Origin of the sequence: Chryseobacterium shigense, assembly GCF_014207845.1 — a bacterium.
In the GTDB taxonomy this organism is placed as follows: domain Bacteria; phylum Bacteroidota; class Bacteroidia; order Flavobacteriales; family Weeksellaceae; genus Chryseobacterium; species Chryseobacterium shigense_A.
In genome coordinates, this window is the sequence record NZ_JACHLC010000005.1 from 219,374 (window position 1) to 235,710 (window position 16,337).

12 protein-coding genes are annotated in these 16,337 nt (G+C 38.4%); 10 read left to right on the top strand and 2 right to left on the bottom strand.

Annotated elements, in window-relative coordinates; all coding sequences use genetic code 11:
* The first annotated feature begins 41 nt into the window (after window positions 1–41).
* Genes HNP36_RS17190 through HNP36_RS17205 form a run of 4 tightly spaced genes read left to right on the top strand, consistent with a single transcriptional unit; the run spans window position 42 to window position 3,954 of the window.
* Complete coding sequence (locus HNP36_RS17190) at window positions 42–1,634, top strand: GldM family protein (protein WP_184166460.1); 1,593 nt, start codon at window positions 42–44, stop codon at window positions 1,632–1,634.
* Window positions 1,635–1,654: 20 nt separating this feature from the next.
* Entirely contained in the window at window positions 1,655–2,593 is a 939-nt protein-coding gene (gene gldN / locus HNP36_RS17195) for a gliding motility protein GldN (RefSeq protein WP_184166457.1), read from the top strand.
* Between the two features lie 56 nt (window positions 2,594–2,649).
* Window positions 2,650–3,684: an NAD(P)/FAD-dependent oxidoreductase gene (locus HNP36_RS17200; RefSeq protein WP_184166454.1), complete on the top strand. Its 1,035-nt coding sequence runs from the start codon at window positions 2,650–2,652 to the stop codon at window positions 3,682–3,684.
* A 15-nt stretch (window positions 3,685–3,699) separates the two neighbouring features.
* Entirely contained in the window at window positions 3,700–3,954 is a 255-nt protein-coding gene (locus HNP36_RS17205; RefSeq protein ID WP_184166451.1) for a SemiSWEET transporter, read from the top strand.
* Window positions 3,955–4,019: 65 nt separating this feature from the next.
* Here HNP36_RS17205 and HNP36_RS17210 read toward each other — a convergent pair whose 3' ends face one another.
* Together HNP36_RS17210 and HNP36_RS17215 are read right to left on the bottom strand one after the other, a co-directional pair.
* Entirely contained in the window at window positions 4,020–4,460 is a 441-nt protein-coding gene (locus HNP36_RS17210; RefSeq protein ID WP_184166448.1) for an META domain-containing protein, read from the bottom strand.
* 45 nt (window positions 4,461–4,505) lie between these two features.
* Window positions 4,506–4,898: a hypothetical protein gene (locus tag HNP36_RS17215; RefSeq protein ID WP_184166446.1), complete on the bottom strand. Its 393-nt coding sequence runs from the start codon at window positions 4,896–4,898 to the stop codon at window positions 4,506–4,508.
* 524 nt (window positions 4,899–5,422) lie between these two features.
* On the opposite strand from HNP36_RS17215, the gene HNP36_RS17220 reads away from it, so the two are divergent.
* From HNP36_RS17220 to HNP36_RS17245, 6 genes are all read left to right on the top strand, one after another.
* On the top strand, window positions 5,423–5,848 hold the full coding sequence (locus tag HNP36_RS17220; protein ID WP_228456423.1) for a hypothetical protein: 426 nt from the start codon (window positions 5,423–5,425) through the stop codon (window positions 5,846–5,848).
* Between the two features lie 149 nt (window positions 5,849–5,997).
* Window positions 5,998–7,083 carry an efflux RND transporter periplasmic adaptor subunit gene (locus HNP36_RS17225; protein WP_184166444.1) on the top strand — a complete coding sequence of 362 codons (1,086 nt, stop codon included), beginning with the start codon at window positions 5,998–6,000 and terminating at the stop codon, window positions 7,081–7,083.
* Between the two features lie 20 nt (window positions 7,084–7,103).
* Window positions 7,104–10,298, top strand: a complete 3,195-nt coding sequence (locus HNP36_RS17230) for an efflux RND transporter permease subunit (protein WP_184166442.1) — start codon at window positions 7,104–7,106, stop codon at window positions 10,296–10,298.
* A complete protein-coding gene (locus HNP36_RS17235; RefSeq protein ID WP_184166440.1) occupies window positions 10,285–11,727 on the top strand; it encodes a TolC family protein in 1,443 nt (480 codons plus the stop codon). The genes HNP36_RS17230 and HNP36_RS17235 overlap by 14 nt, the downstream gene beginning before the upstream one ends.
* Window positions 11,728–11,986: 259 nt before the next feature.
* Window positions 11,987–13,624 carry a T9SS type A sorting domain-containing protein gene (locus HNP36_RS17240; RefSeq protein WP_184166438.1) on the top strand — a complete coding sequence of 546 codons (1,638 nt, stop codon included), beginning with the start codon at window positions 11,987–11,989 and terminating at the stop codon, window positions 13,622–13,624.
* A 12-nt stretch (window positions 13,625–13,636) separates the two neighbouring features.
* Window positions 13,637–16,337: hypothetical protein (locus HNP36_RS17245; protein ID WP_184166436.1), on the top strand; the 2,701-nt coding region annotated here is incomplete at its 3' end.

Genomic DNA, 16,337 nt, shown 5'->3' on the forward strand with positions numbered 1-16,337 from the left:
ATTTCTAAATTTAACTACTTAATCAAAAACTAAAAAAGAGAATGGCACAAGGAAAACAGACCCCTCGTCAGAAGATGATCAACCTGATGTATTTGGTGTTCATCGCGATGATGGCCCTAAATATTGATGCAGAAATCATCAGATCATACTATGACTCTACCAGAGCTTTGAATGAAACAAGAACTTTAACAGAGAAAAAGAACGAAAAGATCTTTGAAAGAACGTTAGAGGCTAAAGCTCAGCAGGTTCCGGATACCTATGCACAGCCTTGGGAACAATATAAAGTTTTAAAAGGTAAGATTGATGTATTGGTAACATCTGCTCAGGGTATTAAAGATGCCCTGAAAAAGCAGTCCGAGTTTCATGATAAAGATCCTAAAACAGGAAAAGATATTGATGTAAGTGAAAACTTCGCTGCATTAAATAATAATGAAGCAACTACAGAATACTTCTTTAAAGAAGGAGATGAAAATTCACCTTCCAAAGGAGCACTGGAACTGAAAGCCAAAATTGATGACGTAAGAAACTACATCAATGCAACTTTTGGAAACAATCCTCAGCTAAAGGATTTAGTAGACAGAGCCAATAAATCTCTGATTGCTGAATATCCAAAAGGAAAATCTCCAAATGATAAGACCTGGTTTCAGAATAAATTCTATCATCAGCCGTTAATTGCGGCGATTTCAAATCTTGAGATCATTCAGAATGATGCTAGAAACGTACAGTCTGATGCATTGGCATTATTACTTCAGGAGAAAGTGGATGCAAACATCAAATTCTCAAGCTATGAGCCTATCGTTTCTGGTCCTGTTGATATTCAGGCAGGTCAGCAGGCAGAGGTAAAAGTAATGCTGGGAACTTACTCTAACAGTAATAAGATCAGTATTTCAGGAGTTAGCAGACAGGAAAACGGAAAAGGTATTGTTCCTATTTCAGGTTCAGGTATTGGAGAACATAAACTGGCAGGAACAATTACTTTAACAGATGCTTCAGGAAAACCTCAAAGTTTCCCATGGACGCATACTTATAACGTAATTGCAGGACCAAGAGAAGTAAAACTTGAAAAAGGACTATTACTTTCTGCTGATAAGATGAACGTAATGTATAGAGGACTTGAGAACCCTGTTTCAGGATCAATCTTAGGTGCTGATAATTCAAAACTTTCACTATCTGCCCCGGGAGCTTCTGTAAGAGGTACCGGCCCAGGAAAATGGATTGTAAAACCAACTACAGGAAATACAGTTAAACTGACGTTATCAGGAATAGACCCTTACGGAAAATCTGTATCTCAGGTATTTGAATATAGAATTAAGAATGTTCCGCCGCCACAAGGTCAGATGAGAGGACAGAACGTATTGTCGATGCCGGCAACTTCTATTCCTAACCAGTCTGTACAGGCAGCGATCCCAGACTTCGACTTCCCTGTTTCATTCAATGTGACACAGTTCATGGTTAGAGTTCCTGGTAGAGCAGCATTATTGATCCACGGAAATACATTAGGTGATGCCGCTGGATTGGTGAAGAACCTTAGAACCGGAGATGTAGTTTCTATCTTTGATATCAAAGCTACAGCACAAGGATTGGAAGGTCAGCAGATTAAAAACATTACTCCTATAATTATTAATGTTCAATAGGACTAAAATTGTAATTTATTATGAAAAAATATATTAGCACCCTTTTAGTATTAGTTTCGGGATTTGCTTTTTCCCAGACTATCCTGAATGCTTCTTCTCCGGAAGAATTCAGACAGATGAGAGAAGAAAACAAACAAAAAGTTGGTGATACTATTATTGATAACAAAGTAAAGCCTCTTGAATATGGTTTTGTAGAGGATAAAGATATCCTTAAGAGTATGTTTGTATGGGAGATCATTGATATGAATGATAAGATCAACCAGCCTTTCTACTATGACAATCCGGATGGACTTCTTTCTACACCTACAAGATCTTTATACCAATTATTATTGGACGGTGCATTAACAGGAAAGATCGAGCAGGTTTATGATGACGAAAACTTTACGGTGAAACTTTCACCGGAAGGTATCCAGAAGAGATTGGAAAAAGTAGTTATCAATGATGCTGCTATTGACATCCTTAACTCTGGAAGACAACTGACCGAGCAGGAGAAAAAAGAATATACCGATGTTTTCAAGACTACCACTGAAAAAGTAAAAGTTCTTAAAATTATGGGTATGTGGTTTGTTGATAAAAGAGACGGACAGATGAAATACAGACCTCTTGGTATTGCCGCTATGGGACCGGATCCTGCCGTACAGGGTGTTATTGGGCCAGATGGTAAGCCAATTGCAGGTAATGACGAACTTATCGATCTGTTCTGGATTTATTATCCTAATGCAAGAGATATTCTGGCAAACAATTATGTTTTCAACAGAAAAAACTCTTCTGCAGACCTTTCTTTCGATGATATCATCAATGCAAGAAGATTCTCTTCTGTTATTTACAAATCATCAACAGGTTTAGGAGACGGTACCATCAAGGACTATATCCCTAAAGATGCTGAAGATCAATTGGATGAAAGCGAAAGAATCAAAGCGCAGATCCTTAACATGGAGAACGATATGTGGAATTACTAAGATTTCACTTGATATTTATACAAAACCTGAGTACTTTTACTCAGGTTTTTTTTATTATGAAACAAATAGACTATATCATTGTTGGAGACGGATATGCAGGACTTTTTTTCGCCCATCAGCTAATTAAGAATAACAAATCATTCGCAATCTTTTCTGAAGGCAGAAAGAGTGCTTCCCAGGTTTCCGCGGGAATTATCAATCCTGTAGTGCTCAAAAAATTCACCACTTTCTGGAAAGCGCAGGAGCAAATTGATTTCCTGAAAGACACCCTGCTTGAAATAGAATCTTACACAGGAGAGAATTATTTAATCAATTCTCCCATCCACAGAATTTTTCATGATGAGAACGAACAGAACCTCTGGCTGAAAAAATCGGATAATGAAGAACTTTTAAGCTTTCTGGATAAAAATTTTGATCATTTAGATGTGGTAAAAAACGACTTTAACACAGGAAAGGTCAATCAGTCTGCCAGACTTCAGGTAAGTGGATTTTTCATGGGTCTATTTGATTTTTTAGAAAAAAAGGAACTTCTGATTAAAGAAAAATTTGATTACGGAAAACTGGAAACTTCTTCAGCTACGTATAAAGACCTTCAATTCAAACATATGGTCTTTTGTGAAGGAATGGGAGTGACAGAAAATCCCTTTTTCTCCGATATTGCCGTTAACCCCAATAAGGGGCATCACATTAAAGTAAAACTCTCCGAAGCAATTCCGGAAGATATTACCATTAAAAAGAAACATTTCTTATTCCCGACAGACAATGGGCTTTATTTTTATGGCGGAACCTACGACAGGGAACAGCTCCATCATCATATTGATGAATCCGCAGTAGCGCAGCTTGTGAACGGGCTGTCTGAAATTTACCCCTACGACTTTGAAGTAGAAGAAGTGAATTTTGGCTTCAGACCGACTGTAAAAGACAGAAGACCGATTATCGGAAGACACGAAACATTTAAAAACCTTTATGTATTCAATGGACTTGGGGCACGAGGTATCCTGAACGGCTGTTATTTTTCAAAAAGCCTGTATCAGTTTATTGAAGAAAATATCCCCTTGCACGAGGAAGTATCTGTTAACAGGTTTAAATAAGAAAAAAACTATATCATGAATGAAAACCTCTTAGGCATAATAGCAGGAATCCTCACATCCATCTCCATGATCCCTCAGCTGATCAAAGTGATTAAAGAGAAAAATGCAGATGAAATTTCCCTTGTGATGCTTTTGGTCCTTATTTCAGGACTTTCACTGTGGGTTTGGTATGGTTTCATAAAAGATGAGCTGCCCATTATTTTGTCGAATGCATTTGCTGTTTTGGTCAATATAAGCCTGCTCGTATGTTATATGCTGTATAAGAAATAAAAGACGCTTTACAGTTCTGTAAAACGTCTTTTATATCGTAAAATTTAAAATCCAATGATTATATATTATGGCTGAAGAACAAATTTAGCCAAAGGAGCCATTCTTGCCTTATTTAGCGTCAATGTACTTCCATTTACAGAATAATTATCTGCGGCAAGCACTGCTTTTGTAAATAATTGCTCCGTTTCAAGGTCCTCACAGGCCATCATCGTAGACATTCCCTGGTTGAATTTGATTTTCATCATATCGGGCCTGATCTCGAAAGTCCCTCCAAATCCGTTACATCCTGCATGTCCCTCATATCTCATCCCTTCTGTATTAAGCTTGAAATAAGGATTGTTTTTAGCATTCTTAAGCTTGATAGGTTGCCCGTTCAATTCCGTTAATTTCCATGTTTTACCTGTAATATCTGTCGACTTCTGTGTCTGTGTTGTCGAAGTAGTTTTACATGCCGTAAGAAATACGAGTAAAAAAAGTGCGGATAAATAATAATGCAAATTTTTCATAGTTATATGATTGTGTGTGTGGTTGGTGTAATTGAAATACTTGGATTAATAAGAAGCCATCTTTGCAGGGCCGGATCCTTTTGCCTCACTTTTTGTGTGGAACAGGACCATATCTACATTCTTTTTCAGCAAAGTAATGTTTCCTTTAATGTTTGAATACTGATATTCCTCATTGCTGGCCGTATATTCCGGAAGAGCGTCACTTTTTTTAAGATCATAGGTTTTGCCTTCCAGATGAACAGTTGCCGTACCTTTTGAATGATTAATAGTAACCTCGATTTTTTCCCCATAGCTATCTGTGAAAATATCTTTTGAAGTCTCATCTTTGTTTTCAGATACAGTATCGCTGATTGCTTCCGCTTCTTTGCCGGGATGCTTACACGCTGTTGAGGAAAGTACTGCAAGGCCGATAAGGACTGATGTAAATAATTTTTTCATAATGATAAGTGATTTCTAAGTGTGTCATGAAATGATAATATTAATACTGTATGAATTTACAAATATTTTTAATAAATATATGTTAATTTTACATAAATTAATCTGATTTTTCTATCCGTAAACATTGCAAAGCTCTTCAATACTGTTTTTATACACCCCGAAAGGAATAATATTTTCTAAAGATTTTGCAAGGTTGAACACCGTTGGAATACTGCTTTTAAGCAGTCGGTTCTAAGAATAAAATAGTACAGTTTTTCTCATGAATACATTTGTTGTTTTTATGGGTGCAAAAGTATTAAAAATTATATAATGCTGATATACAGTAAAAATGATTTAAATCATACCGCTGGGAATCCTTTTTTGGTTCTTATGTCAAAACGAAAAACAGATTTTTATTTTCCGTTGAATGCAGTAATTCGAATTCTTTTTTTAATCGAAAAAGCTATTTGAGCGGATTATCAAAATTTCATTTTTTTTTATTCAGGTAATTTAAAGAAGAGTTAAACTTTGTTAATCTGTTATGAATGTATACTTTTCTAGGCGTACATTTGCTCCATCAGATGAGAAATTTTATTATTTACTTTTTGACCGGTCTTTTTTTACTCTTTGTGGTAGAAAGCCGGCTCAATGTTAAAACCCTCAGCAATGACTATTCAGGTCATGTTTCTCATCATATGCCTAAAAAGGCCAACCGCCTCAACCAGACTTTCGAAAAACTGTCTGTACAGCAGATGGCCGATAAAATAGATAACTCCACTCTGGAACTTACTGAAGATGACTTTCAGCTTTCAGATACAATACAGTTCATTGCAGTATTCGCAGGAGTATTCAGTCTTGTTTATATTTTTGGGCTCCGCTCTTTTAAAAGCAGAAAACCGGATATCCGTGGTTTTATCTCGCTATATTCCAATGTTAAAACATTCATTCTGATCCGTTCTATCAGAATATAAAATTTCATTTTTACTCATTTATTTTCTGTCCTCAGTTTGGGCGGGAGATAAGCTGCGTTATATATGCAGGTAATCATTACAGCGCAGGATACCATCTATTACCATTTTCCCATTCAAAACATTAACGATTTATATTAAACTCTAGAATTATGATCAAAAGAGTTGTCGCAAGTATTGCGCTAAGCAGTCTTCTGTTATTTACAGGCTGTAACAAGAAGAAAGAAGAAAAAGAAGAAGCTGCAGTTTACCCCGTTACCTCTCCTGTAGTGATGGATACGGTAATTGATAAGGAATATGTAGCTCAGATCCGTTCTGTGAAGAACATTGAAGTTCGTGCCCAGGAAAAAGGCTTCCTTGAAAAAATCTATGTAGATGAAGGCCAGTACGTACATCAGGGCCAGACACTCTTCCGTATTATGCCCCAGCTGTACCAGGCAGAACTGTTAAAAGCCCAGGCAGAAGTTGCTCAGGCTACCATTGAGTTGAAAAACGCAAGTACCTTAGCCAGCAACAACATTGTTTCCAAAAACGAAAGAGCAATGGCCAAAGCCAAACTTGATGCTGCAAATGCTGAAGCCAAACTGGCCCAGATTCACTTATCATTCACCAATATCAAAGCTCCGTTTTCAGGAATTATAGACAGATTGCCCTTGAAATTGGGAAGTTTGGTTGATGAAGGCGATTTATTGACATCTTTATCAGATAACAATGATGTGTACACCTATTTCAACGTTTCCGAACCGGAATATCTGTCTTATCAGACGAACGCAGCATCCAGAGGAAGCAATCAGGTTTCTTTGGTGATGGCAAACGGAGATATTTTCCCACAGAAAGGAGAAGTTCAGACCATCGAAGGAGAATTCGACAGTGAAACAGGAAACATCGCCTTCAGAGCTAAATTCCCGAACCCGGACAAATTATTAAGAAACGGGGAAACAGGAAAAGTAAGGATGACTTTACCTTTGAAAAATGCTTTAATCATTCCTCAGAAAGCAACATACGAAATTCAGGATCAGAAATACGTTTTCGTAGTTGATAAAAACGGAGTGGCAAAATCCAGAAATATTAAAGTTGCCTATGAACTTCCTGATGTTTACGTAGTAGGTTCAGGATTGGCAGCAGGAGATAAGATTTTACTTGAAGGAGTTCAGAAAGTAAAAGACGATCAGAAAGTTCAGACCAAAGCCCAGGATCCTAAAAAAGTTCTTCAGTCATTGAAATTAAAAGCAGAGTAGGACTCTATAAATGAAGCAGTATGTTTAAGAAATTCATTCGCAGACCTGTTCTGTCTATCGTAATCTCTCTGATTATCGTATTTATGGGAGTTTTATCCCTTGTTAAATTACCGGTTACACAATTCCCGTCCATTTCACCGCCAAAAGTGAACATCACGGCAGAATACCCGGGAGCCAACAACGAATTATTGATCAAATCCGTGGTTATTCCACTGGAAAGAGGTCTTAATGGGGTTCCGGGAATGAAGTACATGACCTCCGATGCCGGAAACGACGGGGAAGCATCCATTCAGGTGGTTTTCGACTTGGGAACAGACCCGAACGTAGCGGCTGTAAACGTTCAGAACCGTGTATCCTCAGTGGTAAATAAACTTCCGCCATTGGTAGTTCGTGAAGGGGTAAAAATTACCCGTGAAGAGCCCAACATGCTGATGTATATTAACCTGTATAGTGACGACCCCAAAGCCGACCAGAAATTCCTTTTCAACTATGCAGATATCAATGTGATGTCTGAATTGAGAAGGGTAAGCGGAGTAGGTTTTGCAGATATCCTGGGTACAAGAGAATATGCCATGCGTATCTGGCTTAAACCTGACAGGCTAACGGCTTACAGCATTTCAGCAGATGAAGTGATGGAATCTCTGAATCAGCAGAGTTTGGAAGCATCTCCGGGTAAAACAGGGGAGAGTTCAGGTAAAAGATCCCAGTCATTCGAATATATTTTAAAATATCCGGGCCGTTTCAATAATGAAAAAGATTACGGAAATATTATTCTTAAAGCGAAGCCGGACGGAGAATTCATCAGGTTAAAAGATGTTGCAGATATTGAATTCGGTTCTTCCATGTACGATATCTATTCCACATTGAATGGTAAACCTTCCGCAGCAATCACGGTAAAACAATCATATGGTTCCAATGCAAGTGACGTTATCAAAAACGTAAAGTCCTTGATGGAAGAACTACAGAAAACCACTTTCCCTAAAGGAATGCACTACGACATCAGTTATGACGTATCAAGATTCTTGGATGCATCAATTGAAAAAGTAGTTCACACTCTGTTTGAAGCCTTCATTTTGGTAGCGATCGTGGTATTCCTGTTCCTGGGCGACTGGCGTTCAACATTGATTCCGGCGTTAGCAGTTCCGGTTTCATTGGTAGGGACCTTTGCCATTATGTCCGCCTTTGGAATTACATTAAACATGATCTCCCTTTTTGCCTTGGTAATGGCTATCGGGGTTGTGGTAGATGACGCGATTGTTGTTATTGAAGCCGTTCATGCTAAAATGGAAGAAAAAGGACTCTCACCATTGAAAGCAACGGAAGAAGCAATGCACGAGATCAGTGGAGCAATTATCGCAATCACTTTGGTAATGGCATCCGTGTTCATCCCGATTGCATTTATGTCCGGTCCGGTTGGGGTATTCTATCGTCAGTTCTCCATTACAATGGCTTCTGCGATCATCCTTTCCGGGATTGTTGCCCTTACATTAACTCCGGCTTTATGTGCCCTGATCTTAAAAAATAACCACGGAAAAGCTAAGAAAAGAACTCCTATTACTATTTTCCTTGATAAATTCAACGGTTTATTTACGAAAGGAGCAGGAAAGTATGAAAGAATGCTGAATAAAACAGTTAAGAAAAAAACAGTTACTCTTCCATTATTATTGGCTTTCTGTGCCTGTACATTCTTCCTTAGCAATTCACTTCCGTCAGGGTTTATTCCGTCAGAAGACCAGGGAATGATCTATGCAATTATCCAGACGCCTCCGGGATCTACATTGGAAAGAACCAATCAGATTGCTAAAGAGCTACTGAGAGAATCTGAAGATATTGATGGAGTGCAGTCCGTTTCTTCACTGGCAGGGTATGAAATCCTTACAGAAGGTACAGGTTCCAACTCCGGTACCTGCTTGATTAACCTTAAAAGCTGGGAAGACCGTAAAGAATCCGCTGCCGAGATCATAGAAAAGCTTGAAGAAAAAGCCAAGAATATTCCGGGTGCCAATATAGAATTCTTCCAGCCTCCATCCATTCCGGGTTATGGTGCTGCAGGCGGTTTCGAACTTCGTTTGCTGGATAAAGCAGGAAGCGGGGATTACCAGAAAATGGAAAAAGTAAGTAATGATTTTGTGCGGGAACTGAAAAAACGTCCTGAACTGGGTTCTGCATTTACATTCTATTCTGCAAGTTTCCCACAGTATATGCTGAGAGTAGATAACGACCTTGCCGAACAAAAAGGAGTGACAATTGAAAATGCAATGGACAATTTATCTACGTTAATCGGCTCGAATTACGAGACAAGCTTTATCCGTTTCGACAGACCTTATAAAGTAATTGTTCAGGCTGGGCCTCAATATCGTGCATTACCAACGGATTTATTGAAATTATACGTTAAAAACGATAAAGATCAGATGGTTCCGTATTCAGATTTCATGCATTTGGAAAAAGTATATGGCTTATCCGAAATTACAAGACATAATATGTACAACTCATCCGAGGTAAGTGGAACGCCTGCGCCGGGTTATAGTTCAGGACAGGCAATTGCAGCCATTAAAGAAGTGGCGGATAAAACACTTCCGAGAGGTTTCGGTATCGACTGGGCGGGAATCTCCAAAGATGAGGTGAGCCGTGGAAATGAGGCCGTATTTATCTTCCTGGTATGTCTAGGCTTCGTTTACCTGATCCTTTCTGCACAGTATGAAAGCTTCATTCTTCCATTACCGGTAATTTTATCGTTGCCGACAGGTATTTTCGGAGCTTTCTTATGCTTGAAATTATTAGGACTGGAAAACAATATTTACGCTCAGGTTGCAATGGTCATGCTGATCGGTCTTTTAGGTAAAAATGCCGTATTGATTGTGGAATTTGCCGTTCAGAAAAAGGCCGAAGAGGGAATTCCGGTGGCTCAGGCTGCCATTGAAGGAGCTGCCATCCGTTTCCGTCCGATCCTGATGACATCATTTGCATTCATTGCTGGTTTGATTCCGTTGGTAATGGCAACCGGACCAGGTGCAATCGGTAACCGGACGATTGGTACGGCCGCAGCAGGAGGAATGCTGATCGGAACCATTTTCGGGCTGATGATTATTCCGGGACTCTATTATATTTTCGGGACCATTGCGGAAAAATCCAGGCTGGCAAGATATGAAGAAGAAAATCCTTTAACAGAACAAACAGAACCGTATCAACACGATAACAAACATGAAGATTTATAATAAATATATAGCAGCCATTGCCTTATCACTTGTTTTAGCAAGTTGTAGGGCACCTATGGCCACCGTTATAAAAGATGAAGTAAAAGAAAACCTGCCTCAGAACTTCAACCAGGAAGAACAGCAGGATGCCGGTACGAACAGCGGAACAACTCCTTGGAGACAGTTTTTTACAGATCCGAATTTGGTGAGCCTCATTGAAACAGCTTTAAAAAATAACCAGGAATTACTGATTACGCTTCAGGAAATTGAAATTGCCAAAAGTGGAGTTTTAGCTAAAAAAGGAAGATTAACACCTACCGTTTCGGCAGGAGTTGGAGCCGGAGTGAGTAAAGCAGGACGTTATACAAGCGAAGGAGCAGGTGATGCCTCTACAGAAATAGAGCCAGGAAAGGAAATGCCTGATCCCCTGGGCAATTTTGGTGGTGGATTGATGGCAAACTGGGAAATTGATATCTGGAAAAAGCTCAGAACTGAAAAAGAAGCAGCTGTTGCTCATTATCTTTCTACAGTGGAAGGAAAAAACTTTGTATTATCCAATCTTATTGAAGAAGTTGCCGATAATTATTATGAATTATTAGCGCTTGATAATCAACTGGATATTATTCAACAGTATATTAAGCTTCAGCAAAGAGCACTGGAAATTTCCAAAATCCAGAAAGAAGCTGCTGCTGCAACAGAATTGGCAGTGAAAAAATTTGAAGCTGAACTGGCTAAGTCAAAAGCTGCAGAATATACCATCCGTCAGAATATCACCGAAAAAGAAAACCAGATCAATGCACTTCTGGGAAGATATCCGCAGCCAATTGTAAGAACGAAGGAAAGTTTTATGTCTACCGTGCCTCAAACGGTGTATACGGGAATTCCATCTCAGTTATTGGCAAACCGTCCGGATATCAAACAGGCAGAATTAGAGTTAAAAGCATCAAAACTTGACGTAGAAGCTGCAAGAAAAGAATTTTACCCATCACTGGAAATTTCTGCAACGTTAGGACTGGAAGCATTCAAACCTTCTTATCTGGTTAAATTGCCGGAATCTATTGCTTCTAGTTTAGCAGGTGAACTGGCTGGTCCGCTGATTAACAAAAGTGCGATCAAAGCCAACTTCCAGACTGCTGATGCTAAACAGATACAGTCTCTGTACGAATATGATAAAACGATTTTGAATGCTTACCTGGATGTGGCAAACCTAATGTCAAAGGTGAAAAATATAGATCAGTATTATCAGTTGAAATCTCAGGAGACCAAGGCTTTGGATCAATCTATAGATATTGCGAATCAGTTATTCAGAAATTCAAGGGCAGATTATCTTGAGGTTCTTCTTAATCAGAGAGATGCTCTTGATGCAAAAATGGAGCTGATTGAAGCTAAACAGAAACAGCTGAGCACCGTTGTAGATATTTACAAAAGCTTAGGCGGTGGCTGGAAATAAGACATCATAATTCTATTAATATAAACAGTTAATGTTTTGGGCTGACCCCTTCGGGGGTTGGCTCTTTTTATTTTTTATACGACAAGATCTGTCGCTTTGCCCGAATACCTTTGTTTTTATTAGGGAAAATAACACTTTAAGACACGGATAAGTGAAATTATCGATGTTAAATCTCAGTAACGAGATTTGCATGTATGTTAAAAAACGTTAAATTTGCCGGAAAATTATAAAAACAAATATTAATTAAATACACAAACGGATGAAGAAAATATATTCTGGTGCATGTATTCTATGCGCTGTTTTCGGGCTGTCTGCCCAGGAAGTATTGTGGCAGAAAGATATCAAATCCTCAACGCAGGATTTTCTGAGCCAGGTTACTACAACTATTGATGGTCAATACTTAATAACGGGAAGCAGTATTCAATCAGAGAGCAATTCAGCTGCAACCCCTAACCTGAAATCTGCAACCTTGAAACAAAACAACGGCTACGATTTCCATTTAATCAAACTCAACCAACAGGGCGATGGGGTTTGGGAAAAATACCTTTCCGGGCAAAACCATGATTACCTTTCAGGCTCGGTATCAACCCAGGACGGTGGTTTTTTAATTTCCGGAACCAGCTATTCCGGTAAAGGCCTGGATAAAAAAGAAGATTCCAAAGGCGGATCAGATATCTGGCTGATTAGACTTAATGAATTTGGTGATGAACTTTGGCAGAAAACTTTAGGATCAGCATCTGATGAAGAAGCAAGATCAGTAATTCAGACTACAGATTTAGGATTTTTTATTGCCGGGAATGTTCAGAACTCATCTAAAGGCTATGGTTCCAAAGATGTTTTGATTGTAAAACTTGACAAAGACGGAAAAGAATTATCTCATTTAATTTTAGGAGGAAAAGGATTGGATGAGGTTGAAAAAATGATTCCAACTAAAGATGGGGGTGCTTTGTTAGGGATCTATTCGAGGAGTTCCGAGGTTCGGGTTTCAGGTTCCGGAGATCAAAAGTCTTCAGCTGCCTCGAATCCCGTATCGCGTACCGGGAAATCGACCGAAAACTATGGTGAAGGAGATTACTGGATTGTCAAATTAGACAAAACCGGGAAAGTAGAATGGGAAAAAAACTATGGAGGTAAGGCAGATGATCATCTGAGAACATTGGCTTTGACTTCAAATGGATTTATCATAGGAGGAGAATCCAGGTCTGACAGGTCAGGAAACAAAACCATAGGAATTGAAGAAGGCACTGATTTATGGCTTATCTCACTTAACGAAAAAGGTGAAGAGCTTTGGCAGAAATCCTACAATTTTGGAAACAGGGATATCCTGATGGGAACTAGTGTTATTCAGAGTCAAGATCCAAGAACCAAGAATCAAGACCTTACTAAAGGAATCCTTTTGGGTGGTTATACCCAGGCGGAAGGCCGTATAGAAACGGATGATGAAACCTTCTGGATGCTGTATTTGAATCAAAATGGAGAAGAGCAGTGGAGAAAACACGTAAAAGGAGAATCCAGAAAAAGAGAAGAAAGACTTTCAGATATAAAACTGAACAGGGACGGCTCAATCATATTGGCTGGAACCAGTGCTGAAGAGCTCGGAAAAGAGAACTGGAAAATTATAAAGCTGGGAGATAAGCAGCTTGATCAGTTAATTGAAAAACAAGACATCAAGATTTATCCGAACCCTGTTTCAGATTATGCTTATGTAGAAATAGGCTTTGATTTTAAAGAAGCAGATATTGTGTTGTATGATATGGGAGGAAGACAATTCCAGAGTTTGAAAACTAAGAATAAAGTGACTAAGATTAATACCCAGAATTTAATTCAGGGGGCTTACCTGGTGGCCATAAAAACAGATACTAATAAAACAGCAAGTGCAAAATTGATTAAGAAGTAAACACAAAAAACAATGAGAAAAATATATAATACTAAAATTTCCTTAAGTGCCTTTTTTCTGGTTGCAGGTATTTTTATGCATGGGCAGGAAACGAGCAACTTAATGAATAATGGTGGTGGAAATACGGAATTGCCTAATATTAACCCTCCGTCTCCTGAATCCTTTTTCAGGACACAGTTCGGAAATTTAGAAGCCGGTGAATTCAGGGGAACACCCAATATTGATATTCCCCTTCATGCCGTTTCTATAGGGAGCCTAACACATCCTGTTTCCCTCAGATATGCAAAAGCAGGGGTAAAAGTGAATGATGTACCTAACTCTGTAGGAATGAACTGGATCTTGGAAGCAGGTGGAGTAATTACAAGAACTATTTATGATATTAAGGATGAATATGCTTCACAAAGATTATTGTTGAATCAGAATGACGTAAACTATTTATCTTCACCGGCAGGTGCTGAAACATTGGGTACTTATGCTCATGATATTGACGGGATGATCGATAATGAAACGGATATTTTTAATTTTTCAATGCCGGGATACAGCGGAAGCTTTTATCTTGATGCCAATTTCAATCCCGTTATCATTAGTCAGAATCATAATCTGAAGATAGAAACCATAGGTAATTTTAAAGATACCTACCAGTTTATTATTACAACTTTCGACGGTACAAAGTATTTCTTCGGTGGATCAGGCTATACCGAAAGTACTTTTGTAAGACAAAATACATTAATGGGAGGGGTAACCGGTTTTTATCTTTCGAAAATTGAAGATAACAGAAATAATAAAATTGAATTTGAATATTTCCAGCAGAATTCCAGACATGTAAATTTTGGAAAATCTGAAACAATGAGTGCCGGGGCCTATATCAATCAAACAGGAGCATCACTGAGTGCCTCCCCACCTTCATCAGCCATAAGTTCCATCAATGTGACGTATTCAAAATATATCAGTAAAATTAAAACATCCGATGAACAAATCTCATTTACTTATCTCACAGACGCCAATGAGGTATTCCAGAAACTTGGAGATATCACCATTTCTAAAAACGGGGCAAACATCAGGAAATATGTTTTTGCTTATATTAATAATAATACAACGGTAAAAAATGAAAAAAGATTTTTCTTAGAATCGGTAAAAGAATATGCTGTTAAAGGGACTCAGGAAACATTAACAGGAAATAATTATACACTGACCTATGATGCTCCTTTAGAAATGCCGGTACGTCTTGCCAATGCCATTGACTATTTGGGGTATTATAACGGAAAGTCTAATTCCTCCTCCCTGTTGCCCAATCTTAATTTATTCTATGGACTTCAAGAGAACAATGTGTTCAGTCAGCAACAAAACCAGAATTATCTTTATTATGCAGACAGGAGACCCAACTTTGAGTTTGCCAGAAAGGGTACCTTAACATCAGTTACCTATCCTACAAAAGGGAAAACGGTTTTTGAGTATGAACCTGTTTTTGCCAAAACATCTAAATATGAAGAAACACTCTATTCTATAGGGAATATTGGTATAATGGACTTTAGCCCGATTACTCCTATAAATTCTGTTACCGGAAATTTAAATTCATCAGCCGTTTACGCAGGCAGTTTGAGCATTCAGCTGAATTTACATTCTGAAGAGACCGCGGTACAGCCTAACAAGGCAATGGCACAGTTTGATATTTTAGATGCATCCAATAATCAGGTATTGTATACTAGAGACGTTTTTCTTCCCAAAACAGAACAGAATTTAAGTTTTTCAACCAATTTCAATATAGAACCCAATAAGAACTATATTTTCAATTTTAAGATTAAAAATAATTACTGTAACCAATGTAGCGGAACCGCTATGATTAAGTACCAGTCCGGCCTGGAAAAAGTAGATGACGGCGGTGTAAGGTTAAAAAAACAGTATGACGTTGCAGATAATACCAGTACCAATATCAAACGGTATTACTATGATACGTATTCGGACATTCATAATAATGAAAAACTGAATCCCCCATTTCAGCCTTATTTCTTCACCAAGCATTTTAACCAGATGGGTGACTTTGGAGGTACTCCAAGGCTCGATGTTGCCACAAAATTTGAATTAATCCTGCATTCAGAACCGCAGCCTCTGCCTTCATATATAGAAGATCCGGTTTACCCGAATGTGACTATCAGCCATGGCGGGGATAATTTTGAAAAAGGCGGCGAAGAGAAAACTTTTGATTCGGAAAACGGATTTGAATATCGGGGAACTTCTACTTTTTGGGAGCCTACTTATAATGGCGCTTATTTATCTGACCCATCACTGATGACGGGATTAACTTCTACTGCCGCTCAATCTATGTCGAGGAACTTTACTGTCAGCAATATAAACGGGCACTTAATTTCGCATAAAACATTGGTTAACAAAAACAATACAGTATATCTTAAAAGCGATAAAAGCAATATCTATTCTACTCCTTTAGAAAAAGTGATTTATAACCTTATAGGAGTACAACTGTATAATTATTTTTATGTTCCGCCCGGAGTTAACGAAAATACTTCCTTAGATAATATGTATATAGGACAACACGCTATTCCTACTTTTGCTTCTTTTCTTGACAGTACGGTTTCGAAAGAATACATGGAAGATGTTCCTGTAAATGTTACTGATGACAGCGGATATAAAAAAATGGTTACCACAACCCATTACAATTATGATAATGTAGAAAAACAGCTTTCAAAGACTACTGCTG